Consider the following 26,995-nt stretch of genomic DNA (forward strand, 5'->3'; position numbering starts at 1 on the left):
TTTATTTTTTCTGTTAACACTTAGCTTGGCTTTATAGACAAACTTCAATTTCATTTTTGTTGAAACAGCCTTTTTTATTACACAGGGTGTGTAGTGATAAATACCCAAAAAATTCTATGTCAAGGAGAGTACATACATGAAATACCTACTGCCTTCTGCAGCCGCTGGGCTGTTGCTGATCGCTGCCCAACCGACAATGGCGGCAAATACGGGAGGTTATGCCACCACTGATGGCGGCGACGTTTCTGGTGCTGTGAAAAAAACCGCACGCTCTCTGCAAGAGATCGTCGATATCATTGAGGCCGCGAAAAAGGACTCAAGCGGTAAAGCAGTCAAAGGTGGCGCCTACCCGCTCGTCATTACCTATAACGGTAATGAAGATGCGCTAATCAAAGCTGCTGAAGCTAACATCTGCGGCCAGTGGAGCAAAGATCCACGCGGTGTAGAAATCAAAGAGTTCACCAAAGGGATCACCATCCTCGGTACCAACGGCTCTTCTGCTAACTTCGGTATCTGGATGGTTAACTCTTCCAACGTTGTCGTGCGTAACATGCGCTTCGGCTATATGCCGGGCGGTGCAAAAGATGGCGATGCCATCCGCATTGATAACACACCGAACGTTTGGATCGACCACAACGAGATCTTCGCCAAGAACTTCGAATGTGCTGGTACACCAGACAACGACACCACCTTTGAATCAGCGGTTGATATCAAGAAAGCCTCAACCAACGTCACCGTGTCGTACAACTATATCCATGGCGTGAAAAAGGTAGGGTTGAGCGGCTCAAGCAACACGGATACCGGTCGTAACCTGACTTACCATCACAATATTTACAGCGATGTTAACTCACGTCTGCCGCTGCAACGTGGTGGTCAAGTGCATGCTTATAACAACCTGTATGACGGTATCAAAAGTTCAGGCTTTAACGTCCGTCAGAAAGGGATCGCACTGATCGAAAGTAACTGGTTCGAAAATGCACTCAACCCAGTGACTGCACGTAACGACGATTCCAACTTCGGTACCTGGGAACTCCGTAACAACAACATTGCCAGCCCATCTGATTTTGCTAAATACAACATCACTTGGGGCAAACCATCCACTCCACACATCAATGCGGATGACTGGAAAAGCACCGGTAAATTCCCAGCCGTCCCGTATAGCTACTCACCAGTTTCCGCACAGTGCGTGAAGGATAAACTGGCAAACTATGCTGGCGTAGGTAAAAACCAGGCAGTCCTGACAGCGGCGAACTGTAAATAAACGCGTTAAGCCCGACGCATGCATTCTGCGTCGGGTTCTTACTGAGCGAGTGCTTCGGCCTCGCTCATTTTTAAGAGACCTGCGCAAGATTGTCAGCGTGACTTTTATGAAAATAGACGTCATGCCAATGATAATTTAGCCAATAAACCGCGATGAGTAATGAGGTCTATTTTGGGCTTATCACTAAAGAAACGCCATATAGCGACTAATAATAATTATTTTTTAACAAACTAAAATTCACAATAAAATTGACGCATCACGTAAACAATATTGAATATGCCTGTGATAGTATATTTTGACTTAAGATGATTTCCTTACGCTAGCGGCAGTCATTGCCACAACCAAAATAAGCATTTGAAACCCGACCAATAAAGAAACCCGAGTACATTCATTTCCTGCCAAAAAAAATAACTTTATGATTTTCTGTTACTTTAAAAGAAAATCGTTTCTTATAAAATCCAAATTATCCAATCATCAGTATTACAAAATGTTTCAACCGTAATACATTTAACATTTCACCCTTGAACTGATCTTATTTTTTGACCACACTCCCCTTGGTTTTTCACCAAAACTGAGTTTCATTTTTGTTGAAAAATTTGTACCTGTTACATCGGGCATAGGGATCGATAAATGCCCATGAAAATTCTATTCCAAGGAGACAATCATAATGAAATACCTATTGCCTACGGCAGCCGCGGGATTGTTATTACTCGCAGCTCAACCCGCGATGGCCGCAAATACGGGCGGCTATGCCACTACGGATGGTGGAGACGTATCTGGTGCCGTGAAAAAAACGGCACGTTCTATGAAAGAAATTGTGGATATTATTGAAGCCGCGCAAGTGGATTCAAAAGGCAAGAAAGTCAAAGGCGGTGCTTACCCGCTCTTCATCACCTATAACGGCAATGAAGATTCATTAATCAAAGCGGCTGAAAAGAATATCTGCGGCCAGTGGAGTAAGGACGCCCGCGGCGTACAAATCAAAGAGTTCACCAAAGGCATTACTATCCAGGGCACCAATGGCTCATCCGCCAATTTCGGTGTTTGGATCGTGAATTCTTCTAACGTCGTGGTACGTAATATGCGCTTTGGCTATATGCCGGGCGGCGCGCAAGACGGCGATGCCATTCGTATCGATAACTCACCGAACGTCTGGATCGACCACAACGAGATCTTCGCCAAGAACTTCGAATGCGCCGGTACGCCAGACAATGACACCACCTTTGAATCAGCGGTTGATATCAAGAAAGGGTCAACAAACGTCACGGTGTCCTACAACTATATCCACGGCATCAAGAAAGTCGGCCTGAGCGGTTCAAGTAGTTCGGATACGACGGCTCGTAACCTGACTTACCATCACAATATCTACCGCGATGTTAACTCACGCCTGCCGCTGCAACGTGGTGGTCTGGTTCACGCGTACAACAACCTGTATGACGGCATCACTGGTTCAGGCTTTAACGTCCGTCAGAAAGGGAAAGCCCTCATCGAAAGCAACTGGTTCGAAAATGCGCTGAACCCAGTGACGGCACGTAACGACAGCTCCAACTTCGGTACCTGGGAGCTGCGTAATAACAACGTCATGAGCCCAGCCGACTTCGCGAAATACAAAATCACCTGGGGCAAACCGTCCTCCCCTCACATCAATGCGGATGACTGGAAGACCACAGGAAAATTCCCTACCGTCTCCTATAAGTACACTCCAGTTTCTGCGCAGTGTGTGAAGGATAAACTGGCAAACTATGCTGGCGTAGGTAAAAACCTGGCAGTGCTGACAGCAGCTAACTGCAAATAAACGCGGTCAGGCTTTCTCTGTCGAATCAAAACAGGAAGCAATAAGCCTGAATGTTCCGCGCCATGACTCTTCACGCTTAAGACATGGTTCTATCCGAGCGAGCTCTAAGAGCTCGCTCGTTTTTTATGGAACCTACGCATGGGACTGGGTAGCCATTCCTAAAAAGTACGCACAAATTAAATACCGTGCTAATTATTTATATATTAAATTAATAGCTTAATTTATTAATGAAGAAACCATTCTTTAATTAAGGATTAATCGATAAAAATAACAGCCTTCAATCAACACGTGATTAATTAATAATTTGATCGGCATCAAATATTTCTTACGCCATCATCTCAATGAGAAAATTTTACTTATTTATTGATGTCGCTCACATTTATCACTTCTATCAAATCGCACCCAGCAACGAGTAATAAAACGAAATATAATTTTATTTTTCATAAAAATTCACATCGGATTGATTTTAGAAAAAATGAAAAAAATATTACCTTTTAAAATAGTCACTTATTATCCATGCGTATTTACATCGTTATTCATCCTATATATTTAATATCGAAATATTGAATTCTTTTACTTTTATGGTAAGACTTAATTGGGATTTCAATAAACCTTGATTTCATTTTTATTGAAACGCCCGAATAATATAATCTGGGCTATGTGGATCATAAATGCCCAAACAAAAATTCAATTCCAAGGAGAGTACCTTAATGAAATACCTACTGCCTTCTGCAGCCGCTGGGCTGTTATTGCTTGCGGCCCAACCGACGATGGCGGCAAATACGGGGGGTTATGCTACCACCGATGGTGGTAACGTTGCTGGTGCAGTGAACAAAACTGCACGCTCCATGCAAGATATTATTGATATCATCGAAGCCGCGAAGCTGGATTCCAATGGTAAGAAAGTTAAAGGTGGTGCTTACCCGCTCGTCATCACCTATAACGGTAATGAAGATGCGCTGATCAAAGCCGCAGAGAACGATATCTGCGGTCAGTGGAAGAAAGACGCCCGTGGTGTGGAAATCAAAGAGTTCACCAAAGGCATTACCATCATCGGAACCAATGGATCGTCCGCCAACTTCGGGATCTGGCTGACAAAATCGTCCGATATCGTCATCCGTAACATGCGTTTTGGTTACATGCCGGGCGGCGCACAGGATGGTGATGCCATTCGTATCGATAACACGCCGAACGTCTGGATTGACCACAATGAGATCTTCGCGAAAAACTTTGAATGCGCAGGCACAAAAGACGGTGACACCACATTCGAATCCGCGATTGATATCAAAAAAGCCTCAACCAACGTGACGGTGTCGTACAACTACATTCATGGCATCAAAAAAGTGGGTTTGAGCGGCTTCAGCAGCAGCGATACAGGCCGTGATCTGACTTACCATCACAATATTTACGACGACGTTAACGCTCGCCTCCCACTACAACGTGGCGGTAAAGTTCACGCCTACAACAACCTGTATACCGGTATCACCAGTTCTGGCCTGAACGTGCGCCAGAATGGGATTGCGCTGATCGAACGTAACTGGTTCGAGAATGCGAAAAACCCAGTGACTTCGCGTTACGACGGTTCCAACTTCGGTACCTGGGATCTGCGTAATAACAACGTGATGAGTCCGGCTGACTTCGCGAAATACAACATCACCTGGGATAAAGATACCAAACCCTACGTGAATGCCGAGGACTGGAAAAGCACAGGCACGTTCCCTTCTCTTCCTTACAGCTACTCTCCGGTTTCGGCACAGTGCGTGAAGGACAAACTGGCGAACTATGCTGGCGTGAACAAAAACCTTGCTGTGCTGACAGCAGCAAATTGCAACTAATTACGATGTGTAATGCGTGAAGGGTCAATAAGCAAACTGCAGGCTCCGCCCCTCATTGCCCTGTGCTAACCGGAGCCTGCAAACGCGCTTAACGCCCGTCGGTTTATCGTTCGAACCGCACTTGAGCGAGTCCCAAGGGCTCGCTCATTTTTATCGTTAATATTCAAGGAAATGAAATGAAACGTTCTCTTCTGTTCGCCGCACTGTTCAGCACTGGCTTAGTATTCAGTATCGGCATACCGATGGCGAGCGCCGCCACACCGGCAGCACCAGAGTTGAAAGGATTCGGAACGGATACAGTTGCAGGCAGCGGTGGACGCATTATTCGCGTCACAACGCTGGCCTCTTCCGGAGCAGGTTCACTCAGGGAGGCGCTGGCCGCTAAAGGGCCACGCATTATCGTTTTTGAGGTTGGCGGTATTATCGACCTGAATAAAAGTGACCTCCGCTTAACCGAGCCGTTTGTGACCATTGCCGGCCAAACCGCCCCTTCTCCCGGTATCACTATCATTCGCGGCGGAATGGGGATCAGCACCCATGATGTGCTCATGCAGCATATTCGTTTTCGCATCGGCGATGCTGGTATGGGTAAAAAAAGCGGTTTTGAACGCGATGTTTCCATCAACGGCAAAGATGCCTACAACGTCGTGATCGACCATTCTAGCTTCGCCTGGGGTACGGACGAAAATCTGTCTATTTCCGGCCCACGCTATGACGGGCCGCAAGGTACGGCGCACCGCATCACACTCTCGAATAATATCGTTGCTGAAGGCCTATACGATTCAGCTCACACCAAAGGTATTCACTCGATGGGAACGCTGGTTCACGATAGCGTGACTGACGTATCGATCGTGGGCAGCCTGTATGCCCACAACAACGAACGCAATGCTTGGTTCAAAGCTGGCTCTACGGGCGTCATGGTCAATAACCTGATCTACAACCCCGGTATTTGGGGTGTTCGCGTCGGTGGAGTCAAAGGCGAGTGGGAAGGGAAAACCATGCCTGCCAGCCCACGCGTCTCCGTGGCGGGTAACGTAATGCACTACGGCGCGAATACCAAAGCAGGTTTAGGGCTCGTAGGAAGCAACAGCTCCGGCGATGTCTGGATGTCAGATAACCTCGCATACGATGCCAATGGTAAAGCCGCACCGCAAACATCAGGCAGCGGGATTAATTTACTCAAAGTGTCCCCTATTTGGCCTGCGGGCTTAACAGCATCACCAGCCAGCGCAGTCACCAATCAGGTACTGCAAAGCGCAGGCGCACGCCCTAAAGATCGTGATGCTGTTGATAAACGTATCGTGGAGAATTTCAAACAGCGGAAAGGTGGCTTCGTGAATAGCCAGGAAGACGTCGGCGGCTATCCTGTTGCCACCGCAACCTACCGTCAGTTGAACGTGCCAAGCACTGGCGTGGATGCCTGGCTACAGCAGATGGCAAAAGCGCTGGAATAACACAGTAGTCGAGACGTTAAGATCGCAAAAGGCCACATTAGTGGCCTTTTGCATATTCTCGGTTCTTTGCTTATCTATCTTGCCAATCAGGGCAGCACTTTCGCAGACTGAATCACCACTGGCGTAGTCGGTACGTTCTGATAAGGCCCGACGTTTTTCGTTGGAACCTGAGAGATCTTATCCACGACGTCCATGCCCTTCACGACTTTACCGAACACGGCGTAGCCAAAATCACGCTGGCCGTGATCGAGAAACGCATTGTCCGCGACGTTGATAAAGAACTGGCTGGTCGCACTGTCTTTGTCAGATGTGCGCGCCATCGCGATCGTGCCGCGCTGGTTACGTAAACCGTTATCGGCTTCATTCTTGATCGGCGCGTTCGTCGCTTTTTGGTTCATTTCGCCAGAAAAGCCGCCGCCCTGCACCATAAAGCCAGGGATCACACGGTGAAATGTTGTCCCGTTATAAAAACCGTTGTTAACGTACTCGACGAAATTTTTTACCGAAACCGGTGCCTTTTGATTATCTAAAGACAGTTCGATATTGCCCGCGGACGTCGTCAACAGCACACGCGTGGTGGTGCCGGAAGCCGCAAAGGCGGGAGAAAATGCCATCAGTGAAATAAGGGCTGCCGCAGCAACCAGAGTACGTTTGAACATGAGAATTCCTTTTTGAAGAGGCCGACTACAGAAAGCGTAATGATTGTAAGTATCCACACCCTTCAACGCTACCCATTTACCTTTTTTTACGTATAAAAGTCTGTTCGTAACCAACTGTGAGCGAAAACCTGTACGTAAGATAAAAAAAGGGCCGATTGCTCGGCCCTCATGATGATGATTATCGCGCAGCGCGCCGAGTCCATACGTACTTAGTCTATAAATACCTAGCCCATACGCTCCGAACGTACCGCCAGATCGCGGCTGTACTGACGGCTAGCATCCACCAGCATAGAGGTATATGCGTTCTTCGGTACATCGCTAGTCAGGTCGTCGGTTTCCAACGTTTCCAGTATTTTACCGTATTGCATCACCGCCACTTTATGGCACAGGTGGGAAATCACGCCCAAGTCGTGCGTCACCATCAGGTAGGTCAGCTTTTCCTGCTGCTGCAACTCCGTCAGCAGGTTAAGAATTTCCGCCTGCACCGATACATCCAACGCCGACGTTGGCTCATCCAACAGCAGCACTCTCGGTTCCAGAATCAACGCTCGAGCAATCGCCACACGCTGACGCTGTCCGCCCGAAAGCTGATGCGGATAGCGGCGACGGAAATGCGTTCCCAGCCCCACTTTCTCCAGCAAGGTATCGATACGATCGTCACGATCGTCAAAGCGGTGGATCGACAGCGGCTCTTCCAGAATCGACTCTACGGTATGACGGGGATGCAGCGATCCATACGGATCCTGAAACACCATCTGCACCCGACGACAGCGCGCCTGATCGATTCGGTGTGCCAGTTTCTTCCCGTCAATATGCAGCGTGCCTTCCCAATGATTAAAAAGCCCGGCCAGACACTTCAGCACCGTGGTTTTACCGGAACCCGATTCCCCTACCAGACCAAAGATATCACCGTCGTTGACGGTAAGGTTCACATCGTACAATACCTGATTCGCCGTACTGCCCTGTCCAAAAGAGAGATTCAGGTTACTCACTTCGATCATCGGCTTGCGCTGACCCATTGCTTCAGTTGCCATGATTATCCCCTTTATCCATTGATCCAGGCAGGATCGCGATTCATCACCGGCAAACGCGGGCGTCGATGGTCGATATCCGGCAGCGAATTCAGCAACCCACGCGTATAAGGATGCTGCGCGTTGTCCAGATCGGCGGCAGCAATGGACTCCACGACGCGTCCGGCATACATCACCAGCACCCGATCGCAGAAGCTGCGTACCAGATTGATATCGTGACTGATGAAAATCAGCCCCAGACCGCGCTCGCTGACCAGATCATCCAGCATTGCCAGCACCTGCAAACGCACGGACACATCCAGTGCGGAGGTCGGTTCATCGGCAATCACGATTTCAGGTTCGGTAATCAACATCATCGCAATCATGATGCGCTGCCCCTGCCCGCCCGAAATTTCATGAGGGTAAAGATTGTAGACGCGCTCTGGCTGGCGAATGCGCACCACATCCAGCATCGCCATGACCTTTTCCTTCGCCTTGCGATGCGACACCTTATGGTGCGCCAGATAGGCTTCGGCAATCTGATCGCCGACGCACACCACTGGGTTCAGAGAATATTTAGGGTCCTGCATAATCATGGAGATGCGCTTGCCGCGAATCTGACGCATCCGCGCCTCATCCGCTTTCAGCAGGTCGGTATCGCCGAAGCGCAGTTTGTCTGCCGTAATCCGCGCGCTGTGTGGATGCAGTTGCAGCAGCGCACGACCGACCGTCGATTTACCGGAGCCAGATTCGCCGACAATAGCCAGCTTTTCACAGCCAAGCTGGAAGGAGACGCCGCGCACGGCATCCGTCACGGCTCCACGGTTCACAAAGCTTACCCGCAGATTTTCCACTTCCATCAGGGGCGAGCTTCCCGACGCACGTTGAGAAGACTTATTCAGTTCTGGGATCGAGGATGTCACGTAGGCCGTCTCCAAGGAAGTTGAACGCCAGGCTGTTAATCAAAATCGCCAGCCCCGGAATAGTTACTAACCACCAGCACTCCATCATGTAACGACGACCCGCAGAGATCATCGCGCCCCATTCAGGATCGGGCGGCTGTGCCCCCAATCCCAGAAAGCCCAGACCCGCCGCGGTCAGAATGATGCCCGCCATATTCATGGTGATACGAATAATCACCGATGGCAGACACAGCGGCACAATGTGGTGCAGCAGGATGCGGATAGAGGATGCGCCTTGCAGCTTCACCGCAGACACAAAGTCCGCGTGACGCAGTGACAGCGTTTCTGCCCTTGCCAGACGGGCAATCGGCGGCCAGGCCGTCAGCGTAATCGCAATCACTACATGATCCAGACCTGGGCCAAGCGCCGCAACGAACGCCAGCGCCAATACCAGGCTGGGGAAAGAGATGAAGATATCGGTAATACGCATCAGAATGGTATCAACGATCCCGCCGTAATACCCAGAGATCACGCCCAGCGCCAGCCCAATAGGCCCCACGGTGACCGACACCAGCGCAACGATATACAGCGTGATGCGTGAACCATAGACCAGACGACTAAACACATCGCGCCCAAACTCATCGGTGCCAAAGTAATGCGCTGCACTCGGGGCCTGTAGCGCGTTAGCCAGATCCTGTACCAGCGGATCATGCGTGGCAATCCACGGGGCGAAGATGGCAACCAGCACCAACATCAGCACAATCGCGGAACCAATCGCGGTTAGTGGATTGCGCATCATCGTCAAGAGAAACCCGCCGATTCGCGCACCGCGTAACCGCAGGCGGCTCACACGTTTTTCCGGCGGTGTCCGCATTACCGATTCACGGCTGACTGGCGGCTCAGAGGAAATATTCATGCGTTCGTCCTCGGATCAAAGATTTGATACAACATGTCCGACAGCAGGTTAAGCGTCACGAAGATCAACCCGACTAGCAGCACACATCCCATAACCGCGTTCATATCCCCCAGCAGCAGGCTGCCTGTCAGATAGGAACCAAATCCAGGCCATGAGAAGACCGTTTCGATCAGTACCGCCCCTTCCAGCAGCGAGCCATACGCCAGCGCTACCACCGTCAGAAGTTGAACCAGAATATTGCGAAACGCGTGCGCCCAGACAACGCGGAACTCAGACAGCCCTTTCACTCGCGCGGTAATAATGTATTCCTGCGAAAGCTGAGCCAGCATGAAGCTACGCGTCATACGGCTGATATAGGCCAGCGAGTGGAAACCGAGAATCGTGGCTGGCAACACCAGATGGTTCAGCGCGCTGCGGAACACATCCCACTCGCCCGCCAGTAGCGAATCCACCAGCAGCAGACCGGTACGGTTCTCCACCAGGCCGTCGTAGGCCATATCAACCCGTCCAGCACCGCCCACCCAGTTCAGCCAAGCATAGAACACCAGCAGTCCCATCATCCCGACCCAGAATATTGGCGTGGAATAACCGGCAAGACTGATAAAGCGCACCACATAATCCGCCCACTTGCCGCGTCGCGCCGCAGCCAACACGCCTAATGGCACGCCCAGACCGGCACCGACGATAATCGCCATCGTTGCCAGTTCAACGGTTGCTGGGAAAACGCGGATAATATCATCTATTACCGGTCGCCCAGTCAGGAGGGCATTGCCCAGATCCCCATGTATCAGCGAATTGAAGTAAATAAAAAACTGCACATACAGCGGCTTATCCAACCCCAGTTGTTGGTAAACCTGTTGATAGGTACTTTGGTCGGCGTCCTGTCCGACAATAGCCAGGACGGGATCGATTGGCATCACGCGGCCGATCACGAAAGTCAGGATTAATAACCCGAACAGCGTGACGACGACCTGAAACAGACGTTTTGCCAAACGACGCAGTACTCCACCCGGCTTGATCCAATCAGAGAAAACCATGTTCTTTCTCCTGATATCCCGATGAGCGGCGACAGCAAATCACCACTCACGCGGTCATCTCTTTTTAACGTATCTGATCGGGATGATTAGCCGGGAACGTATCGGCTAATCATCCGGTTTAACGTGTGGACACTAGCGCTGCTTATACACCTCACGCAGATGCGTCGTAGAAGACGGATGCGGCACATAGCCTTTCACGTCCTTACGCAACACCACAGAATCGATCATCTGTGACACCGGAATGATGGCCGGGAACAGTTCTTCATAGCGATTCTGTACGTTGATATACATCTGCTTCTGTTTCTGAGCATCTTTCTCCAACAGCGCCTGATCGATCATGTCGTTCAGAGGCTTATCGTAGAAAGACGTGCGCCAGCCCTGGAAGTTGGTCAGTTTGGCTTCGTCGCTGTTATCCGGGTTATAGACAACAGAACGCAGGCTGGAGTGAGGATGCGGATCGACACCGCCACCGCCGCGGCCAACCAGCATATCGAAGTTACGGTCACGCATTGCGCCGTAAATCTGATTACCGGTGCCGGAGATGATTTTGGCTTTGATGCCCGCCTGCGCCAGCGTGGACTGTACCGAGGTCGCCAGATTCAGGAACGGCTGATCGGACAAAACACGCAGCGTGGTTTCAAACCCATTCGGGTAGCCCGCTTCAGCCAGCAGTGCCTTGGCGCGTGGCACGTCCAGCTTGTAGCCAGGATCCGGCAACGTCGCATCCATCCCTTTCTGGATAGGGCGCTGATGATAGAAACCATAGCCAGGCATCACCGTCTTATTCACGCCGTCGTAATCAATCAGGTAACGAACCGCTTCACGTACTTTCGGTTTGGCGAAGTATTCGTTCTTCAGGCTCATGGCAACGTAGTACAGCGTGCCTTTTTGCACCTCATCAACCACAACGTCTTTATCTTGTTTCAATGCATTGATATCCGGCACCGACATGCCAGAGGCCACGTCAATATCGCCTTTTTCAATCATCAGGCGCAGCGCCTGCGATTCAGTCATGTGACGGAAAATCACGCGACGCATTTTCGCATCGCCCTGCCAGTTGTTCTCAACTTTACTGATGCGCAGCACGTCTTTCGCCTGCCACACGTCCAGCTTGAACGGGCCGGAACCGGCTTCGTTCGTGGTCAGCCAGCCGTTACCCCAGTCACCGTTTTTCTCATGCTGCATGACCGTTTTGCTATCCAGCACCGAGCCGCTACCCAGCGTCGCCAGCGAGTAGATCACCAGTTTTGGATCGTTCGGTTTTGGCAGTTCGATTTCGACGGTGTGCGCGTCTTTGGCACGTATCATTTTCTCCACGTTTTCCGCGGTGAAGCCGTAGGATTTCCACGTCGTGGCCTGTGCCATGTTGAGGTTAAGCAGACGCTTCATCGACCAGGCGAAGTCTTGCGCCGTTACGGGGTTGCCGGAATGGAATTTGGCGTTATCCACCAGATCGAAGGTAATGACCTTACCATCATCACTGACGCTCCAGCTTTTCGCCAGAGAAGGCTGGATGTTACTCAGGTTGGCGGGATCCAGCACCACCAGCGAGTCATAGAGGTTGACGATAATGCCCACCACTTCGTTACCGGTCATAGCGGCCGGATCGAGTGAGAGCATGTTGTTCATGTTCATCCCCACGATCAGCTGATCGTCAGGGGTTTTTGCCGATAGAATGGCCGGCGTAGCGGCCATACAGAGTGAACCTAACAGCAGGGTACGGAGTATTGCGCGTGCTTTCATCATTATTCTCCAAGGTGTGGGAGCATGGAAGACGACAACTTTTTATTTTTTAGGTAAGGCTATCTTTCAGGTCGAACAAAAAACGATTAGAACAAAACGTTATTCTTTACTTAGGGTATGCTCCTCAATCCAGTCAAAATTAATATCTTCTCCCAGCCCTGGACGTTGCGGCAGATGCACAAAGCCCTCGTTGTCCATTGGATCGACAATCGAATTCAGATACGCAGCAGGTTCGTCGTAATCGAGGAAAGGATGTAGCAGCCCGCGCTCATACCAGCGGCAGTTTTTGATAGCGCCCACGACGTTGAGGTTTGGCGCGCCGTTACCGTGAACTTCACAGTCCATACCGAAGGATTCTGCCAAGCTCGCGACTTTCATACACGGCCAGAGACCGCCCACGCCTTGCACGCCCGCGCGTAGAATGTCGCATGCGCCTTCTTTAACCCAGTCAGCACGGCTGAAGTATTTGCCTGACAGACTTTCTGGCCCGATAACATCGATATCCAGACTCTTGGTCAGCCAGCTGTAAGACGCCATACTCTGTTCTTCCATCGGCTCTTCAAACCAGGTGAAATCAAGCTTTTGCAGTTCACGGCCGATGTACAGTGCATCGCTACGGCTGTACCAGTGGTAACCATCCAGCATCAGGCAGATATCTGGGCCGACCGCTTCACGTACTGCCGCACAGGCTTGTACGTCAATCTTCGGGCTAGGCGCGAATGACACAGGCGGCATCCAAGTATGCAACTTGATGGCTTTATAGCCACGCTGCACCAGCTTTTCTGCGAACTGGCCATATTCCTCTGGCGTAGACAAACCACCTTCCAGCTCATCACCACACATGGTGCTGCCGTAAGCAGGGACTTTCTCACGATAGCCGCCGAGCAGCTTATGCACTGGCATGTTCAGCACGCGACCTTGCAGATCCCACAGTGCGGATTCCACAATCGACAACGCGCGGTCGGTCAGTTGGTTGGCGCTACCGCGCTGCCAGTGCACCAGATCCTGCCACAGGCGCTCACGGTCGAACGGGTTTTGCCCAATCAGCACTTTGCGGAAGAAAGCATTAACGATATGAGGACGAATCACTTCCGGTGGCGCGAAAGCGTAGCCTTTTTGGCCGTCATCTGCCGTGATGGTTAACAGCGCCATCTTGGCCTGATTTTCAGGTCCTGGGTGTGAATGACCCGCACTGTCGGAAACCCGGCGTGTGGGATAAGTGAAGACGGTGACATCAATTGATTCTATTTTCACGTTGTTACCTGCCTTGATGTTTAACACAACTCATGTACAAGATTGACGAATGTAAGCCGTATAAATAATTAAAGAGTAACTCCACTGACTGTGTTGGCCTTGTCGCTAAAAAACACCGCTATTTTTCTGGTACGACCTTATAAGTCGATCAATGTCACAGAAAAGAAATAGTGTGCTAATTAAAAAAAAATGCTGTTTTATTTTCAATTATTAAGGTTGTTACGCCGTTAGTCATTAGGCAATTTCTTCCATATGATGAAATTATGTCACCGATAATTGTGCAATTGCACACAACCTTGTGAGCATTATCACCAGAACATTTCATATCCTTATTAAACAAATGGATAATCCCTTAGTTTTATTTTTAAGCGCTCAGAAACGTGAATGATTGACGAGGGGGACGATTACTCTGATAGCGGATTGCCCGCTAACCAGTCGGCTTCTGACCAAAAGCGTGCTATAGATCTCATTTTTGCCCGCAGCTAAAACTCCAGCAAAAACCAAGACTTAAGAAAAAATAAGTAAAATCATCAAGATACTCATAAAGTAGTATATAAAAGACAATTTGATGTACATCAATAAGCGTCCAGTGTGGAGCGATAAGGTAACCTCAGAAGAAGCAATTTTGAGGCAAAAATGAACAAAGTCAGACTCGCTGTTATCGGTAACGGGATGGTTGGCCACCGTTTTATCGAAGAGTTGCTGGATAAGGCCCCAACGTCCACCTACGAGATTACCGTTTTTTGTGAAGAACCCCGCGTCGCCTACGACCGTGTCCACCTCTCTTCTTACTTCGCGCACCACACGGTAGAAGAGCTCTCTTTAGTACGCGAAGGCTACTACGAAAAAAATGGCGTTAAAGTCCTGCTCGGTGAACGCGCCATCACTATTAACCGCAGTGAAAAAGCTATCCACTCCAATTCCGGCCGTACCGTGTATTACGACAAGCTCATCATGGCCACCGGCTCTTATCCGTGGATCCCGTCAATCAAAGGATCAAACGGGCAAGACTGTTTCGTCTACCGCACCATCGAAGATCTCAACGCCATCGAAAACTGCGCACGCCGTAGCAAACGCGGCGCGGTGATCGGCGGGGGGCTTTTAGGTCTGGAGGCCGCCGGCGCACTGAAACACCTTGGCGTGGAAACACACGTCATCGAGTTTGCCCCCGTGCTCATGGCCGAACAGTTGGATGCACAGGGCGGCGCCCTGCTGCAGCGCAAGATTGAAAACATGGGTGTGCGAGTGCACACCAGCAAGAATACGCAGGCCATTCAGCATTCCGGTCTGGAAAACCGCAAGACGATGGTCTTTGCCGACGGCAGCACGCTGGAAGTCGACTTCATCGTGTTTTCAACCGGCATCCGCGCACAGGACAAACTGGCGCGTCAGTGCGCACTGGAAATCGGCCCACGCGGCGGTATCGCGATTAACGACTGGTGCCAAACCTCCGACCCGGACGTCTACGCTATCGGCGAATGTGCCGCCTGGCATGGCCGACCATTTGGTCTGGTCGCACCCGGCTACAAGATGGCGCAGGTTGCCGTCGACCACCTGTTAGGACATGAAAACCGATTTCAGGGTGCCGATATGAGCGCCAAGCTCAAGCTGATGGGCGTCGATGTCGGCGGGATTGGTGATGCGCACGGCCATACGCCGGGTTCTCGTAGCTACATGTGGCTGGATGAAAATAAAGAAACCTACAAACGACTGATCGTCAGCGCCGACAATAAAACGCTGCTCGGTGCTGTGCTGGTCGGCGACACGCGGGATTACGGCAACCTGCTGCAATTCATGCTGAACAAAATCCCGCTGCCGGACTCTCCTGAAGCGCTGATTCTTCCTGCGTCCGCTGGCAGTGCCAAACCGACGCTGGGTGTCGATGCACTGCCAGAAAGTGCGCAAATCTGCTCCTGCTTCGATGTGTCCAAAGGCGACATCATCAAAGCGATTAACGGCGGCTGTCATACCGTCGCGGCGCTTAAGGAAACCACCAAAGCCGGTACGGGCTGCGGCGGCTGTATCCCGCTGCTTACGCAGGTGTTGAACGCGGAACTCAGCAAACAGGGGATCGAAGTCAATAATCACCTGTGTGAACACTTCGCCTATTCGCGTCAGGAGCTGTACCACCTGATCCAAATCGAAAAAATCAAAACGTTCGATCAACTGCTGGAGAAACACGGTTCAGGCTACGGCTGTGAGGTCTGTAAACCGACCGTGGCATCCCTGCTGGCTTCCTGCTGGAACGAGTACGTGCTCAAACCGCAGCACACGCCGTTGCAGGATTCCAACGATAACTTCCTCGGCAATATCCAGAAAGACGGCACCTACTCTGTGATCCCACGTTCCGCAGGCGGGGAAATCACGCCGGATGGCCTGATCGCCATTGGTCGCATCGCGAAGCAATATAACCTGTACACCAAAATGACCGGCTCTCAGCGCATGGCGCTATTCGGCGTACAGAAAGACGATCTGCCTGACGTGTGGGCTCAGCTCATCGAAGCTGGGTTTGAAACCGGCCACGCTTACGCCAAGGCATTACGTATGGCAAAAACCTGCGTCGGCAGCACCTGGTGCCGCTTTGGCGTCGGCGACAGCGTGGGCTTTGGCGTCGAGCTGGAAAACCGCTACAAAGGCATCCGCACGCCGCACAAAATGAAATTTGGCGTCTCCGGCTGTACGCGGGAATGTGCGGAAGCACAGGGTAAAGACGTGGGGATTATCGCCACCGAAAAAGGCTGGAACCTCTATGTATGCGGCAACGGCGGGATGAAGCCGCGCCACGCCGACCTGCTGGCAGCCGACTTAGACCGCGAAACGGTAGTCCGCTATCTGGACCGCTTCATGATGTTCTACATTCGCACGGCCGATAAGCTTCAGCGTACGTCCGTCTGGCTGGATAATCTCGAAGGCGGCATCGACTATCTGCGTAATGTGATTGTGAAAGACAAACTGGGCATTAACGATCAGCTTGAAGCGGATATTGCACGTCTGCGAGAAGGCTACGTCTGCGAATGGCAGGCGACGCTGGAAGATCCTGAAGCACAGAAGCGCTTTGCCCACTTCATTAACAGCCCAGAACGTGATCCGAATGTGCAAATGGTGAGTGAACGTCAACAACACCGTCCGGCACGCCCTGCCGAGCGTATTCCGGTGAAACACATTGATCAGATAAAAAATAGCGAACTAGCGGAGGAAAACGCATGAGCCAGTGGACGACCGTATGTAAGTTAGACGACATCCTGCCCGGCACTGGCGTTTGCGCACTCGTCGAGCAGCAACAGATTGCCGTGTTCCGCCCACGTAACGATGAGCAGGTTTACGCCATCAGCAATATCGACCCGTTCGCGCAGGCGAGCGTATTAAGTCGTGGGATAGTGGGAGAGCATCAGGACGATCTTTGGGTCGCAAGCCCATTGAAAAAACAGCATTTCCGCCTTTATGATGGCTTCTGTCTGGAGGATGGAGCCTATTCTGTTGCAGCTTATGATACTCAGGTAACAAACGGTAATGTGCAAATATCCATCGCAGACCGTGACATCGCGGTTGATAATAGCCAACCATTACCCTAATAACCTGAGCTTTCAAGAGGCGTTACATGGATTACCTGCCAATATTCTGTCAGTTGCACGATAAACCTTGTCTATTGGTAGGAGGGGGTGAAATAGCCGAGCGTAAAGCCCGGCTATTGCTGGATGCTGGCGCAGTGATTACCGTCAATGCGCTCGATTTTAACGATCAATTTCGGGCGTGGGAGCAAGATGCTCAATTAACGCTGGTACACGGCACCTTCGATCCCACGTTACTGGACGCGGTGTGGCTGGTGATTGCCGCTACCGACGATCAGGACGTCAATAACCATGTCTATGCCAGCGCCAGCGAGCGCCGGATTTTCTGTAACGTGGTGGACTCACCAGAACGCGCCAGCTTCATTATGCCGTCGATCATCGACCGTTCACCGCTGATGGTCGCGGTGTCTTCTGGCGGCGCTGCTCCGGTATTGGCTCGGCTACTGCGGGAAAAGCTGGAAAGTATTCTGCCGCAAAATCTCGGTAAGCTGGCGACCTACGCAGGTGAATTGCGCAGTCGGGTCAAAAGCCGGTTCCGCAATATGAGCGCACGCCGCCGCTTCTGGGAAAAGCTCTTCGTACACGACAGGCTGGCGCAGGCGCTGGCCAATGACAATAGCCAGAGCGTTCAACAACTGACGGAACTGCTTTTCTCCGCGCCGCTCGATGACCGGGGTGAAGTCACGCTGGTCGGCGCAGGGCCGGGCGATGCGGGATTACTGACGTTGAAAGGCCTACAGCATCTCCAGCAGGCTGATATTGTCGTTTACGATCGACTGGTATCGAACGAGATTCTCAACCTGTCACGCCGCGACGCCGAGCGAATCTTTGTCGGCAAAGCCTCTGGCTATCACAGCGTTCCTCAGGATCAAATCAATCAGTTGCTGGAAGAAAAGGCACGCGCCGGTCATCGGGTCGTCAGGCTGAAAGGCGGTGATCCCTTTATCTTCGGCCGTGGTGCCGAAGAGCTGGAGCACCTGCAACAGGCCGGCGTACCGTTCTCCGTCGTCCCCGGTATTACGGCCGCGTCGGGCTGTTCAGCCTACAGCGGTATCCCGCTCACCCATCGCGATCACTCGCAGGGCGTCAGGCTGATCACCGGACACGTCAAGCACGACACCGATCTGGACTGGTCCAGCCTTGCAGCAGAAAAACAAACGCTGGTGTTTTACATGGGGCTTCAGCAGGCTGAGCACATTCAAAGTAAGCTCATCGAACAGCGGTTACCGGAAACCGTGCCTGTCGCGATTATCGAAAACGGCACCTCAACCAAACAGCGCGTTCTGACTGGACAGCTCTCCCAACTGCGCGAATTAGCACAACAAGCCAGCAGCCCGAGTTTGATCATCATCGGCAACGTTGTCGGGCTGCGGGAAAAATTGAGCTGGTTCTCTGACCAGACAGCATAACAATTCACTATTTTGAACATGCTCTCTTACAAAAGGTCACTTTAATGCTTACCGCAAGCCACATCTGGGACGCAGCACGTTGCACAAGCAAAAGCCGACCATCAGGAAAGATTGCAGCAGACACCGTTTGAGAACCCGATTCCAGACGACGTGTTTCCGCCTATCCCACAAGGATAAGATAGCGGATTCAAAGGGATAGATAAGCAGTAGCAGGAAACCGTCAGGAGAGAGCCTCCTGACGGTAATTAAGACTTACGGACGGGCAACAAAACCGATAGCGTCGTAGACTTTCTTCAGCGTTTCCTGTGCGCGAGCACTCGCTTTATCAGCCCCTTCACGCATGATCTGTTGCAGGAAAGCCTCATCGTTACGGTAGCGATGATAACGTTCTTGCAGCTCAGACAGCATACCGGATACGGCATCCGCCACCGCACCTTTCAGGTGACCATACATCTGGCCATCAAATTCCTGCTCCAGCTCAGGGATGGGTTTTCCCGTCACGCCAGACAGAATATCCAACAGGTTGGATACCCCGGCTTTATTCTTCACATCATAGCGAATGACTGGCGGCTCATCGGAATCCGTCATCGCGCGTTTGATCTTCTTCACCACCGCTTTCGGATCTTCCAGCAGCCCGATAACGTTATTGCGGTTATCGTCGGACTTGGACATCTTCTTGGTCGGTTCCAGCAGCGACATCACGCGGGCACCCGATTTCGGAATGAACGGCTCTGGCACTTTGAAAATGTCGCCATACAGGCTGTTGAAACGCTGCCCGACGTCACGGCTCAGTTCCAGATGCTGTTTCTGATCTTCACCCACTGGCACCTGATTCGTTTGGTACAGCAGGATATCCGCCGCCATCAGCACCGGATAACTAAACAGACCGGCGTTGATGTTCTCTTCATAACGCGCGGATTTATCCTTGAACTGCGTCATGCGGCTCAGTTCGCCGAAATACGCGTAGCAGTTTAGTATCCAGCTCAGTTGGCTGTGCTCAGGCACGTGCGACTGAACAAAAATGGTGCTCTTTTTCGGATCGATGCCGCAGGCCAGATACAGCGCCAGCGTATCCAGCGTCGCTTTTCTCAGCGCCTGCGGATCCTGACGTACCGTGATGGCATGCAAATCCACAATGCAATAGATGCAGTCGTAATCGTCCTGCATGTTGACCCACTGACGTAACGCCCCCATGTAGTTACCAATGGTCAATTCACCAGACGGCTGCGCACCGCTAAATACAATGGGCTTGCTCATACTAAGGGTTCCTGATTGTGTGAAGAAGACTGCCCGATCAGGGGCAAAATATCGGCAAAACGATCCAGAACGACATCCGGCTGACTCAGCTCGATCGCTTCACCATAGTTATAACCATACGTCATGCCGACACTGCGGCAGCCCGCCGCCTGTGCCGCCTGAATATCATTGCGGGAATCGCCGACGAACAGAAGCTCGCTGGCACGCAGCCCCAGCTTACCGAGTACCAGATAGAGCGGCGCAGGATGCGGCTTTTTCACAATGACATCATCGCCACCGATGATCAGCGAAAAATATTCGCCAATCCCCAGGCCTGCCAAGAGCGGGGCAACGAACGGCGTGGGTTTATTGGTCACCACCGCCATCGGAACGCCCTGCTGCGCCAACTGCGCCAGCGTCTCTTTTACCTGTGGAAACAGCGTGCTACCGCTATCCACCGTCTGCGCATAATAGACATCGAACCGCTCACGGGTTTCTTGCAAGCGTGCACCTGTAGGCTCAACGCCAGCCCAGCGCAGCGCCCGTTCAACCATCACGTCCGCACCGTTACCAATCCAGGTTGCGACACGAGCTTCGCCCGCAGCAGGCAACGACTGCGCCACTAAGGCCTGATCGATCGCCGCCGCCAGACCCGGTGCGCTGTGAATAAGCGTCCCATCCAAATCAAAAGCTAATCCGCGAACTGCGGTTAATTCAGTCATGTGTCGTCCTTGAAATTTCACTACGCATTTGAGCAATGACGGCACGGTAATCTGGATGACCAAAAATCGCCGATCCCGCCACAAACATATCCGCGCCCGCTTCAGCAATTGCGCCGATATTTTCTACTTTTACGCCGCCATCGACTTCCAGTCGAATGTCGTAACCGCTGTCGTCGATCAAGCGACGAACCTGACGCAGTTTATCCAGCGTGCTGGGAATAAAGGACTGGCCGCCAAATCCAGGGTTAACCGACATCAGCAGAATGATATCCAGCTTATCCATGACGTAATCGAGATAACTCAGCGGCGTCGCTGGGTTAAACACCAGCCCAGCCTTGCAGCCGTGATCTTTGATCAGTTGCAGTGAACGATCGAGATGATCCGTGGCTTCGGGATGAAAGGTAATGAAACTGGCTCCCGCATTGGCGAAATCCGGGATGATACGATCGACCGGTTTCACCATCAGGTGGACGTCAATCGGCGCGGTAATGCCGTAATCGCGCAGGGATTTCAGGACCAGCGGGCCAATCGTCAAATTTGGCACATAGTGGTTATCCATGACATCAAAATGGACCACATCCGCCCCGGCAGCCAATACGTTAGCGGTATCTTCACCAAGACGGGCAAAATCAGCCGACAGAATGGACGGCGCGATTAAAAACGGTTTCATTCATTTCTCCAAACGGTAAAGTCTGAATGCCTGCGGGTAACCTATTCCCGGCTAATGACGCCTCTCAGACGGCATTAACCGATTCACCGCGCTCTGTTTACCCCAAACGGTATTACCGATATAGGGCTAATAACTCGTTTACTTTACTACGCCCTAAAATATTACGGCTAATCGTTCTGCGTGCTTTAACAACATAAAGCACCGCTTCCTGATACCACTCACGAGTCAGTAACGTGTCATGATTGGAAATCAGTACCGGAATCTGGCTTTCTGCTGATAAACGGCGCGCCAATTGCGCCAAGCTCTGCTGGTCGGCACGACTGAAATTATTGGTGTGATAGGCCGTAAAATTCGCGGTCGCAGACAGCGGCGCATAAGGCGGATCGCAATAAATGACCGATCCCTTCTCTGCTTTTTCCAGCGTGTCCTGATAATGCTCACAGACGAAAGTGGCATTTTGCGCTTTGAAGGCGAACCAGCGAATTTCTTCTTCAGGAAAATAGGGCTTCTTGTAGCGCCCGAAAGGAACATTGAATTCACCGCGCATGTTGTAACGGCACAGGCCGTTATAGCAGTGGCGATTCAAATAGAGAAACAGCAGCGCGCGCCGATAGGCATCGCTGCAAAGGTTAAATTCGTCACGCAGCAGATAAAACGTCTCTGACGTGTTGACCTCATCCGTAAAAAGTTTACGGGCGTCGGTAACAAACTCATCTGCATTCGATTTAACGATATTGTAGAGATTAATCAGGTCGCTATTAATATCAGCCAGTATGTAGCGATCGTATTCCGTATTCAGAAACACGGAACCCGCGCCAACAAAGGGCTCAATGAGACAGTCTCCTGCGGGTAAATAGCGACGAATTTCTTCTACCAGCGGATATTTACCACCAGCCCATTTTAAAAAAGCGCGGTTCTTCTTCATGCCGTCGTTAGTTACTCATACGTTTCAGAGCCGCGGATTGTACTCTGTGTCAGACAGCACATCAGGGCTAAAATTGGTGTTACTTATTCAAGTCCTGCTTCACCTGACGGATCGGCTTAACCCATGGTTTTTTCGCTTGTACCTCTGCGGGCAACGCGGCAATTGCCTGTTTCGCTTCCGCAGAAGAAGCATAGACTCCGGTCACTAACACATACCAGGATTTTCCGTCTCGTTTCGTTTCATACACCCAAGAATGGGCGAGATTATGTTGTTTTGCGTAGGCTTTCAGCGTATCCGAGCGTGATGCGCTGCTCAGTTGCAACGTAAAACTGCTGGCGGGCGCATTCTGTACGGAAACGTTCTGCCCAGCCGTTGCAGGAGCCGCTTTTGCGTTAGCTGCGGGTTTACTTGCTACTGGCACTTTTGGCGCGCTGTTCGCAGCAGGCTTAGCGTTGCTAGCATGTACAGGCGTCGTGTTGTGCGTATTTTTAGCGGATGAGGCCGCAGGCGTTTTACCCGCCGAAGCAACCGTCGCAGGTGCCGTTGGCAGCGTCGAGTTTCCTGCCGCACCCTGAGAGAATTCGCTCACGCGCCCTTGCTGTTGCGACAGCGCATCGGTGATATTGCCCGGCAGCTCAATACGCTGCTGGCCTGCCACCGGCGGTTGAATCTGTGCATCCGTCGGCGTACCGGAAATCGGAGGAGCACTCAATATCTGAGGCGACGTCGGCGTTTGAGAAGACGCCTGCCCTGACATTTGACCATGACTAGCCTCGCCAGAAACGGCCGCAGGGCTTTCACCCGGAGAGGAAGGCTGCGTGCTCTGGGTCATGGAGGACGAGGAAGAGAGATCGATATTTCGCTCGCCACTCGCTTGATTCTGCGTCTGTGAGGTTTGTGGCTGAGAAGGTGCCTGCAAGGCCGATCCAATACCCACGATCAGCAACACCAGCACCACAATCCCGATGCCAATCATCAGGTGCTGTCTGGAAAGCGCGATTTTAGGTACCGCGAAGTTGCTGCTTTTCTGCTGACGAGTAGGTCGACGGTCACTGGTATCAGGCTTCAGCTCATCTTCCGGCTTGAACTCATCCATTTAACATCTCCCCACTAATAAAGCTCGAATTCGCCACGTGGTCGCCAAGGCGAATCATTGAATCGTAACGCATTGTATTTTATTAACCATAACCCATCAGGGCGTGTCTGTCGTTAATACTTATCTTTCATAACCGCCAGTCTTTCATCACCCGATAGCGTTACCGCATCAGGCAAGACAATCAGCTATCGAAGCCAACACCATGTCATGCGCAACGCCGCCACGAACTTCAGATTGACCGATTGCCGTTGGCAGCACCAGACGTAACTCGCCCGCCAGCACTTTCTTGTCGCGCATCATATGAGGAAGATAGGATTCAGGTGTCATTTGCGTTGGGCCGTTTACAGGTAAGCCAGCGCGAATCAGCAGAGACTTGACTCGCTCGACATCCTCAACGGAGAACTGCCCAAGGCGACGTGCCGTATGTGCAGCCATCACCATGCCTGCCGCAACCGCTTCGCCGTGAAGCCAGTTACCGTAGCCCATTTCAGCTTCAATGGCATGCCCGTAAGTATGGCCCAAGTTGAGTAGCGCACGCATACCGCTTTCGCGTTCATCTGCTGCCACCACCGCCGCTTTGATTTCACAGCAGCGTCGAATGCAGTAAGCCAGCGCGTCATGCTGTAGCGCACGCACGGCTTCAATGTTTTCTTCGAGCCAAAGAAAGAAATCACGATCCAGAATAATGCCGTACTTGATGACTTCCGCCAGCCCGGATGACAATTCCCGTGCCGGTAAAGATTTCAGGCAGTCCAGATCGATCACAACCGATACGGGCTGGTAGAACGCCCCGATCATGTTTTTACCCAACGGGTGATTGACGGCGGTTTTACCCCCGACAGAAGAATCTACCTGCGATAGCAGCGTTGTCGGCACCTGAATAAATCGGACGCCACGCTGATAACTGGCCGCGGCAAAACCGGCTAAATCGCCGATGACACCGCCACCCAAGGCAACAATCGTCGTATCACGACCATGTGGTTTCGCCAACAGTGCGGTAAAAACCTGATCCAATACGGTCAGCGATTTGTGCTGCTCGCCGTCAGGTAAGATAACCTGATCGACATGCACGCCACTGTTTTCCAACACACCACGAACGCGGTCGAGGTACAGAGGAGCCAACGTCTGGTTCGTCACCAGCATGGCCTGCTCCCCCGCTTTCAACGGCATAAAAGAAGCCGAATCATCAAATAATCCAGCGGCTATCGTAATGGGATAACTACGTTCCCCTAGTGTTACGGTAATTCTTTCCATGCGCGTTAAACAACCCGTTCAGGATCCGCTCAATGCGGATAAGGTATGCTCTTAGTTACTTTCCAGCATATTGATAATCTGGTTAGCAACAACCTTGGCACTTTGCTCGTCAGTCCGAATGGTAACGTCAGCGATTTCTTCATAAAGCGGGTTCCGCTCTTTCGCCAACGCTTCCAATACTTCACGTGGAGGGGTTTCAACCTGAAGTAACGGACGCTTCTTGTCACGCTGCGTGCGGGCAAGCTGTTTCTCGATTGTCGTTTCCAAATAAACGACAACGCCGCGCGCGGAAAGACGATTGCGCGTCTCACGTGATTTGACTGAGCCACCGCCTGTCGCCAGTACGATGCCTTGCTTTTCCGTCAATTCATTAATGACTTTCTCTTCACGATCGCGGAAGCCTTCTTCGCCTTCCACATCGAATACCCAGCCCACATCAGCCCCAGTGCGTCGCTCAATTTCTTGATCGGAGTCGAAAAACTCCATATTGAGTTGCTGAGCTAACTGACGGCCAATAGTGCTTTTGCCGGCACCCATAGGCCCAACCAGAAAGATATTGCGTTTCTCTGCCATGTTTTTTGGTATTACTAAGACAATTCGTTAATGATAACCCGCCCCGCCAATCAACCCAGCGGCGGGACCTAAACTGAAACCTCATGAGCGATAGTGCGAGAATCAGACAAAAAATTATCTCAAGACTCAGGGTAGTTTGGCAACCGAATAAAATGTCACACCGACCACAGGGGGTCAATGTAGTATGTTTTATCGACATTTTCGGTGGAACAACACTTCAGTGCTCAATTCGCTAACCCTTGTAAGCTAAATCCGCCGCAGCGTCAAACTCATAAGCGACGAACGTGACAAAATATTGCGCCCAATCCGAAAGAAAAACACCGTATGACATCAGAGCCCGCCTGAGTTTGCTCACGATGATGCGGGTATCAGCGTCGGCGTAATGAAAATGACCAATTCTCGTCGCGTATGCTGCTGAGTATGGTTTCTGAACAGATGACCAAATACGGGAACCTCGCCCAATATGGGTACCTGTCTGTCGCTGTTCTTTTTTTGCTGCTGGAAAATACCGCCTAAAACGATGGTTTCTCCATCAGCAACCGTCACCTGAGTTTGGATTTCCTGTTTATCGATCGCTAACGCTTCGCCATTATCGCCCTGCTTAATCGTCTGCCCCGGCATGTTTTGGCTGATTTTCAGGTTCAGCGTAATCCGTCCGGCACGCAGAATGTCGGGTGTAACTTCCATCCCTAACACCGCCTCTTTGAACTCGATAGACGTCGATCCGCTGGCACCGCTGGAGACCTGATACGGAATTTCCGTGCCTTGTTTAATACTGGCGGTCTGCTGGTGCGCGGTAAACAAGCGAGGGCTGGCGATAATCTCGACCTGACTTTCCTGTTCCAGCGCCATTAATTCCAGGTCCAGCAGACGACCATTCAAGCGCGCCAAATGGAATCCGGCATTGATCGCGGGCGTATCGACTGGCAGGCCAACGTTAAAATTATTCAGCCTGAGCGCCTTGTTCGCCGCGTCCCCTTCACCCAGCCCCCAATTAACGCCCAGCGCCTGCAGGTGCTCGCTACTGATGGTGACGATATGTGCCGCCAGCTGTACCTGCGCTAGCGGCAGATCGAGCTCTTTCACCCACGGTTCGAGCTGTGCCAGAGCCTCTTCCGTATCGCGAATCAATAAAGTGTTCGTCCGCTTATCCACGGTTACGCTGCCACGCGTAGAGAGTAGCGTTCCACGCTGAGCCTGAACGCTGGCCGCCACTTCCGTCGCATCAGCATATTGCAATGCAACAGAGATATTATGCAGCGGCAATTTCTGCGCCTGCTCCGCCGCCTGTTCGTCTCGTTCTTTCTGTAAGGATTCAAGGTGCCCGGCAGGGAAAACCATCAGCACATTGCCGTTCCGCTCGACGCTGAGCTTCCCCATGCGTAAAACAATATCCAATGCCTGCTGCCAGGGAATATCAGCCAGCCTCAGGCTAAGGTTCCCCGTCACGCCCGGAGCGATCACCACATTGAGCTGTTGGTGATCGGCTAACGCCTGTAGCACCCGAGGTATCGGTGAATCTTCAAACGCCATCGATACCGAACTTTCCGCACTGGCCTGAAACGGCGCGGCGAGAAGAAGTAACCCACTCCACGCCAGCACCCGACATAACATCCTCATATTCATAACCTTCCTTGTTATCGAGATACGCTGTTGCCAGCGTTGTTTTCAAAAA

Annotated in this window: 22 protein-coding genes; 7 read left to right on the forward strand and 15 right to left on the reverse strand. The window is 51.6% G+C overall.

The genetic code is table 11. The features are described 5' to 3' along the window. Positions 1-136 precede the first annotated feature (136 nt). From pelA to pelZ, 4 genes are all read left to right on the forward strand, one after another. Positions 137-1,261: a pectate lyase PelA gene (pelA, locus tag H0248_RS03955; protein ID WP_180784863.1), complete on the forward strand. Its 1,125-nt coding sequence runs from the start codon at positions 137-139 to the stop codon at positions 1,259-1,261. A 667-nt stretch (positions 1,262-1,928) separates the two neighbouring features. Continuing rightward, positions 1,929-3,056: a pectate lyase PelB gene (gene pelB, locus H0248_RS03960; RefSeq protein WP_014916841.1), complete on the forward strand. Its 1,128-nt coding sequence runs from the start codon at positions 1,929-1,931 to the stop codon at positions 3,054-3,056. A gap of 710 nt (positions 3,057-3,766) precedes the next feature. Beyond that, on the forward strand, positions 3,767-4,891 hold the full coding sequence (pelC, locus tag H0248_RS03965; RefSeq protein ID WP_110163332.1) for a pectate lyase PelC: 1,125 nt from the start codon (positions 3,767-3,769) through the stop codon (positions 4,889-4,891). Positions 4,892-5,067: 176 nt separating this feature from the next. Further along, complete coding sequence (gene pelZ / locus H0248_RS03970) at positions 5,068-6,345, forward strand: pectate lyase PelZ (protein WP_180784864.1); 1,278 nt, start codon at positions 5,068-5,070, stop codon at positions 6,343-6,345. 86 nt (positions 6,346-6,431) lie between these two features. Here pelZ and ppiA read toward each other — a convergent pair whose 3' ends face one another. The 7 genes from ppiA to H0248_RS04005 all read right to left on the reverse strand — a co-directional run bounded on the left by ppiA (position 6,432) and on the right by H0248_RS04005 (position 13,866). Next, positions 6,432-7,004: a peptidylprolyl isomerase A gene (gene ppiA, locus H0248_RS03975; RefSeq protein WP_180784865.1), complete on the reverse strand. Its 573-nt coding sequence runs from the start codon at positions 7,002-7,004 to the stop codon at positions 6,432-6,434. 224 nt (positions 7,005-7,228) lie between these two features. After that, a complete protein-coding gene (locus H0248_RS03980) occupies positions 7,229-8,005 on the reverse strand; it encodes an ABC transporter ATP-binding protein (RefSeq protein ID WP_180784897.1) in 777 nt (258 codons plus the stop codon). A 44-nt stretch (positions 8,006-8,049) separates the two neighbouring features. Next, positions 8,050-8,937 carry an ABC transporter ATP-binding protein gene (locus tag H0248_RS03985; protein ID WP_374705254.1) on the reverse strand — a complete coding sequence of 296 codons (888 nt, stop codon included), beginning with the start codon at positions 8,935-8,937 and terminating at the stop codon, positions 8,050-8,052. Next, entirely contained in the window at positions 8,909-9,790 is an 882-nt protein-coding gene (locus H0248_RS03990) for an ABC transporter permease (protein WP_148276445.1), read from the reverse strand. The genes H0248_RS03985 and H0248_RS03990 overlap by 29 nt, the downstream gene beginning before the upstream one ends. Positions 9,791-9,828: 38 nt before the next feature. Next, on the reverse strand, positions 9,829-10,869 hold the full coding sequence (locus tag H0248_RS03995) for an ABC transporter permease (protein WP_180784866.1): 1,041 nt from the start codon (positions 10,867-10,869) through the stop codon (positions 9,829-9,831). Between the two features lie 132 nt (positions 10,870-11,001). Continuing rightward, positions 11,002-12,612: an ABC transporter substrate-binding protein gene (locus H0248_RS04000; protein WP_180784899.1), complete on the reverse strand. Its 1,611-nt coding sequence runs from the start codon at positions 12,610-12,612 to the stop codon at positions 11,002-11,004. 99 nt (positions 12,613-12,711) lie between these two features. After that, complete coding sequence (locus H0248_RS04005) at positions 12,712-13,866, reverse strand: mandelate racemase family protein (protein ID WP_010297089.1); 1,155 nt, start codon at positions 13,864-13,866, stop codon at positions 12,712-12,714. A 636-nt stretch (positions 13,867-14,502) separates the two neighbouring features. On the opposite strand from H0248_RS04005, the gene nirB reads away from it, so the two are divergent. Genes nirB through cysG form a run of 3 tightly spaced genes read left to right on the forward strand, consistent with a single transcriptional unit; the run spans position 14,503 to position 18,844 of the window. After that, positions 14,503-17,073 (forward strand): nitrite reductase large subunit NirB, encoded by a 2,571-nt coding sequence (nirB, locus tag H0248_RS04010; protein WP_180784867.1) that lies wholly within the window; start codon positions 14,503-14,505, stop codon positions 17,071-17,073. Continuing rightward, complete coding sequence (gene nirD / locus H0248_RS04015) at positions 17,070-17,438, forward strand: nitrite reductase small subunit NirD (protein WP_010277621.1); 369 nt, start codon at positions 17,070-17,072, stop codon at positions 17,436-17,438. Before nirB ends, nirD begins: the two co-directional genes overlap by 4 nt. A 26-nt stretch (positions 17,439-17,464) precedes the next feature. Beyond that, entirely contained in the window at positions 17,465-18,844 is a 1,380-nt protein-coding gene (cysG, locus tag H0248_RS04020) for a siroheme synthase CysG (RefSeq protein ID WP_180784868.1), read from the forward strand. Positions 18,845-19,096: 252 nt separating this feature from the next. On the opposite strand, the gene trpS is transcribed toward cysG, so the two are convergent. The 8 genes from trpS to hofQ form a co-directional block, all read right to left on the reverse strand. Continuing rightward, positions 19,097-20,101: a tryptophan--tRNA ligase gene (gene trpS / locus H0248_RS04025; protein ID WP_119873304.1), complete on the reverse strand. Its 1,005-nt coding sequence runs from the start codon at positions 20,099-20,101 to the stop codon at positions 19,097-19,099. Beyond that, the gene (locus H0248_RS04030) at positions 20,098-20,802 is read right to left on the reverse strand and encodes a phosphoglycolate phosphatase (RefSeq protein WP_180784869.1); all 705 of its coding nucleotides are present in this window, start codon (positions 20,800-20,802) and stop codon (positions 20,098-20,100) included. The genes trpS and H0248_RS04030 overlap by 4 nt, the downstream gene beginning before the upstream one ends. Next, positions 20,795-21,472 carry a ribulose-phosphate 3-epimerase gene (rpe, locus tag H0248_RS04035; RefSeq protein ID WP_180784870.1) on the reverse strand — a complete coding sequence of 226 codons (678 nt, stop codon included), beginning with the start codon at positions 21,470-21,472 and terminating at the stop codon, positions 20,795-20,797. Before rpe ends, H0248_RS04030 begins: the two co-directional genes overlap by 8 nt. 112 nt (positions 21,473-21,584) lie before the next feature. After that, positions 21,585-22,397, reverse strand: a complete 813-nt coding sequence (gene dam / locus H0248_RS04040; RefSeq protein ID WP_014916855.1) for an adenine-specific DNA-methyltransferase — start codon at positions 22,395-22,397, stop codon at positions 21,585-21,587. A 79-nt stretch (positions 22,398-22,476) separates the two neighbouring features. After that, positions 22,477-23,493 carry an SPOR domain-containing protein gene (locus tag H0248_RS04045; RefSeq protein ID WP_180784871.1) on the reverse strand — a complete coding sequence of 339 codons (1,017 nt, stop codon included), beginning with the start codon at positions 23,491-23,493 and terminating at the stop codon, positions 22,477-22,479. Between the two features lie 168 nt (positions 23,494-23,661). Then, a complete protein-coding gene (aroB, locus tag H0248_RS04050) occupies positions 23,662-24,747 on the reverse strand; it encodes a 3-dehydroquinate synthase (RefSeq protein ID WP_010277670.1) in 1,086 nt (361 codons plus the stop codon). A 51-nt stretch (positions 24,748-24,798) separates the two neighbouring features. Next, positions 24,799-25,320 (reverse strand): shikimate kinase AroK, encoded by a 522-nt coding sequence (gene aroK / locus H0248_RS04055; RefSeq protein WP_005969451.1) that lies wholly within the window; start codon positions 25,318-25,320, stop codon positions 24,799-24,801. Positions 25,321-25,671: 351 nt separating this feature from the next. Continuing rightward, on the reverse strand, positions 25,672-26,946 hold the full coding sequence (gene hofQ / locus H0248_RS04060) for a DNA uptake porin HofQ (protein ID WP_180784872.1): 1,275 nt from the start codon (positions 26,944-26,946) through the stop codon (positions 25,672-25,674). Positions 26,947-26,995 lie beyond the last annotated feature (49 nt).

Source organism: Pectobacterium brasiliense (assembly GCF_013449685.1).
Classification (GTDB): Bacteria; Pseudomonadota; Gammaproteobacteria; order Enterobacterales; family Enterobacteriaceae; genus Pectobacterium; species Pectobacterium brasiliense_A.

What these genes read in the sequence shown, in the direction of transcription:
- cysG (WP_180784868.1), top strand. Translation starts at nt 17,465, where the DNA reads ATGGATTACCTGCCAATATTCTGTCAGTTGCACGATAAACCTTGTCTA.
- rpe (WP_180784870.1), bottom strand. Translation starts at nt 21,472, where the DNA reads ATGAAACCGTTTTTAATCGCGCCGTCCATTCTGTCGGCTGATTTTGCC.
- dam (WP_014916855.1), bottom strand. Translation starts at nt 22,397, where the DNA reads ATGAAGAAGAACCGCGCTTTTTTAAAATGGGCTGGTGGTAAATATCCG.
- nirD (WP_010277621.1), top strand. Translation starts at nt 17,070, where the DNA reads ATGAGCCAGTGGACGACCGTATGTAAGTTAGACGACATCCTGCCCGGC.
- ppiA (WP_180784865.1), bottom strand. Translation starts at nt 7,004, where the DNA reads ATGTTCAAACGTACTCTGGTTGCTGCGGCAGCCCTTATTTCACTGATG.
- hofQ (WP_180784872.1), bottom strand. Translation starts at nt 26,946, where the DNA reads ATGAATATGAGGATGTTATGTCGGGTGCTGGCGTGGAGTGGGTTACTT.
- trpS (WP_119873304.1), bottom strand. Translation starts at nt 20,101, where the DNA reads ATGAGCAAGCCCATTGTATTTAGCGGTGCGCAGCCGTCTGGTGAATTG.
- aroB (WP_010277670.1), bottom strand. Translation starts at nt 24,747, where the DNA reads ATGGAAAGAATTACCGTAACACTAGGGGAACGTAGTTATCCCATTACG.
- pelA (WP_180784863.1), top strand. Translation starts at nt 137, where the DNA reads ATGAAATACCTACTGCCTTCTGCAGCCGCTGGGCTGTTGCTGATCGCT.
- H0248_RS04000 (WP_180784899.1), bottom strand. Translation starts at nt 12,612, where the DNA reads ATGAAAGCACGCGCAATACTCCGTACCCTGCTGTTAGGTTCACTCTGT.
- H0248_RS04030 (WP_180784869.1), bottom strand. Translation starts at nt 20,802, where the DNA reads ATGACTGAATTAACCGCAGTTCGCGGATTAGCTTTTGATTTGGATGGG.
- aroK (WP_005969451.1), bottom strand. Translation starts at nt 25,320, where the DNA reads ATGGCAGAGAAACGCAATATCTTTCTGGTTGGGCCTATGGGTGCCGGC.
- H0248_RS03990 (WP_148276445.1), bottom strand. Translation starts at nt 9,790, where the DNA reads ATGCGGACACCGCCGGAAAAACGTGTGAGCCGCCTGCGGTTACGCGGT.
- H0248_RS03995 (WP_180784866.1), bottom strand. Translation starts at nt 10,869, where the DNA reads ATGGTTTTCTCTGATTGGATCAAGCCGGGTGGAGTACTGCGTCGTTTG.
- pelB (WP_014916841.1), top strand. Translation starts at nt 1,929, where the DNA reads ATGAAATACCTATTGCCTACGGCAGCCGCGGGATTGTTATTACTCGCA.
- H0248_RS04045 (WP_180784871.1), bottom strand. Translation starts at nt 23,493, where the DNA reads ATGGATGAGTTCAAGCCGGAAGATGAGCTGAAGCCTGATACCAGTGAC.
- pelZ (WP_180784864.1), top strand. Translation starts at nt 5,068, where the DNA reads ATGAAACGTTCTCTTCTGTTCGCCGCACTGTTCAGCACTGGCTTAGTA.
- pelC (WP_110163332.1), top strand. Translation starts at nt 3,767, where the DNA reads ATGAAATACCTACTGCCTTCTGCAGCCGCTGGGCTGTTATTGCTTGCG.
- H0248_RS03980 (WP_180784897.1), bottom strand. Translation starts at nt 8,005, where the DNA reads ATGATCGAAGTGAGTAACCTGAATCTCTCTTTTGGACAGGGCAGTACG.
- nirB (WP_180784867.1), top strand. Translation starts at nt 14,503, where the DNA reads ATGAACAAAGTCAGACTCGCTGTTATCGGTAACGGGATGGTTGGCCAC.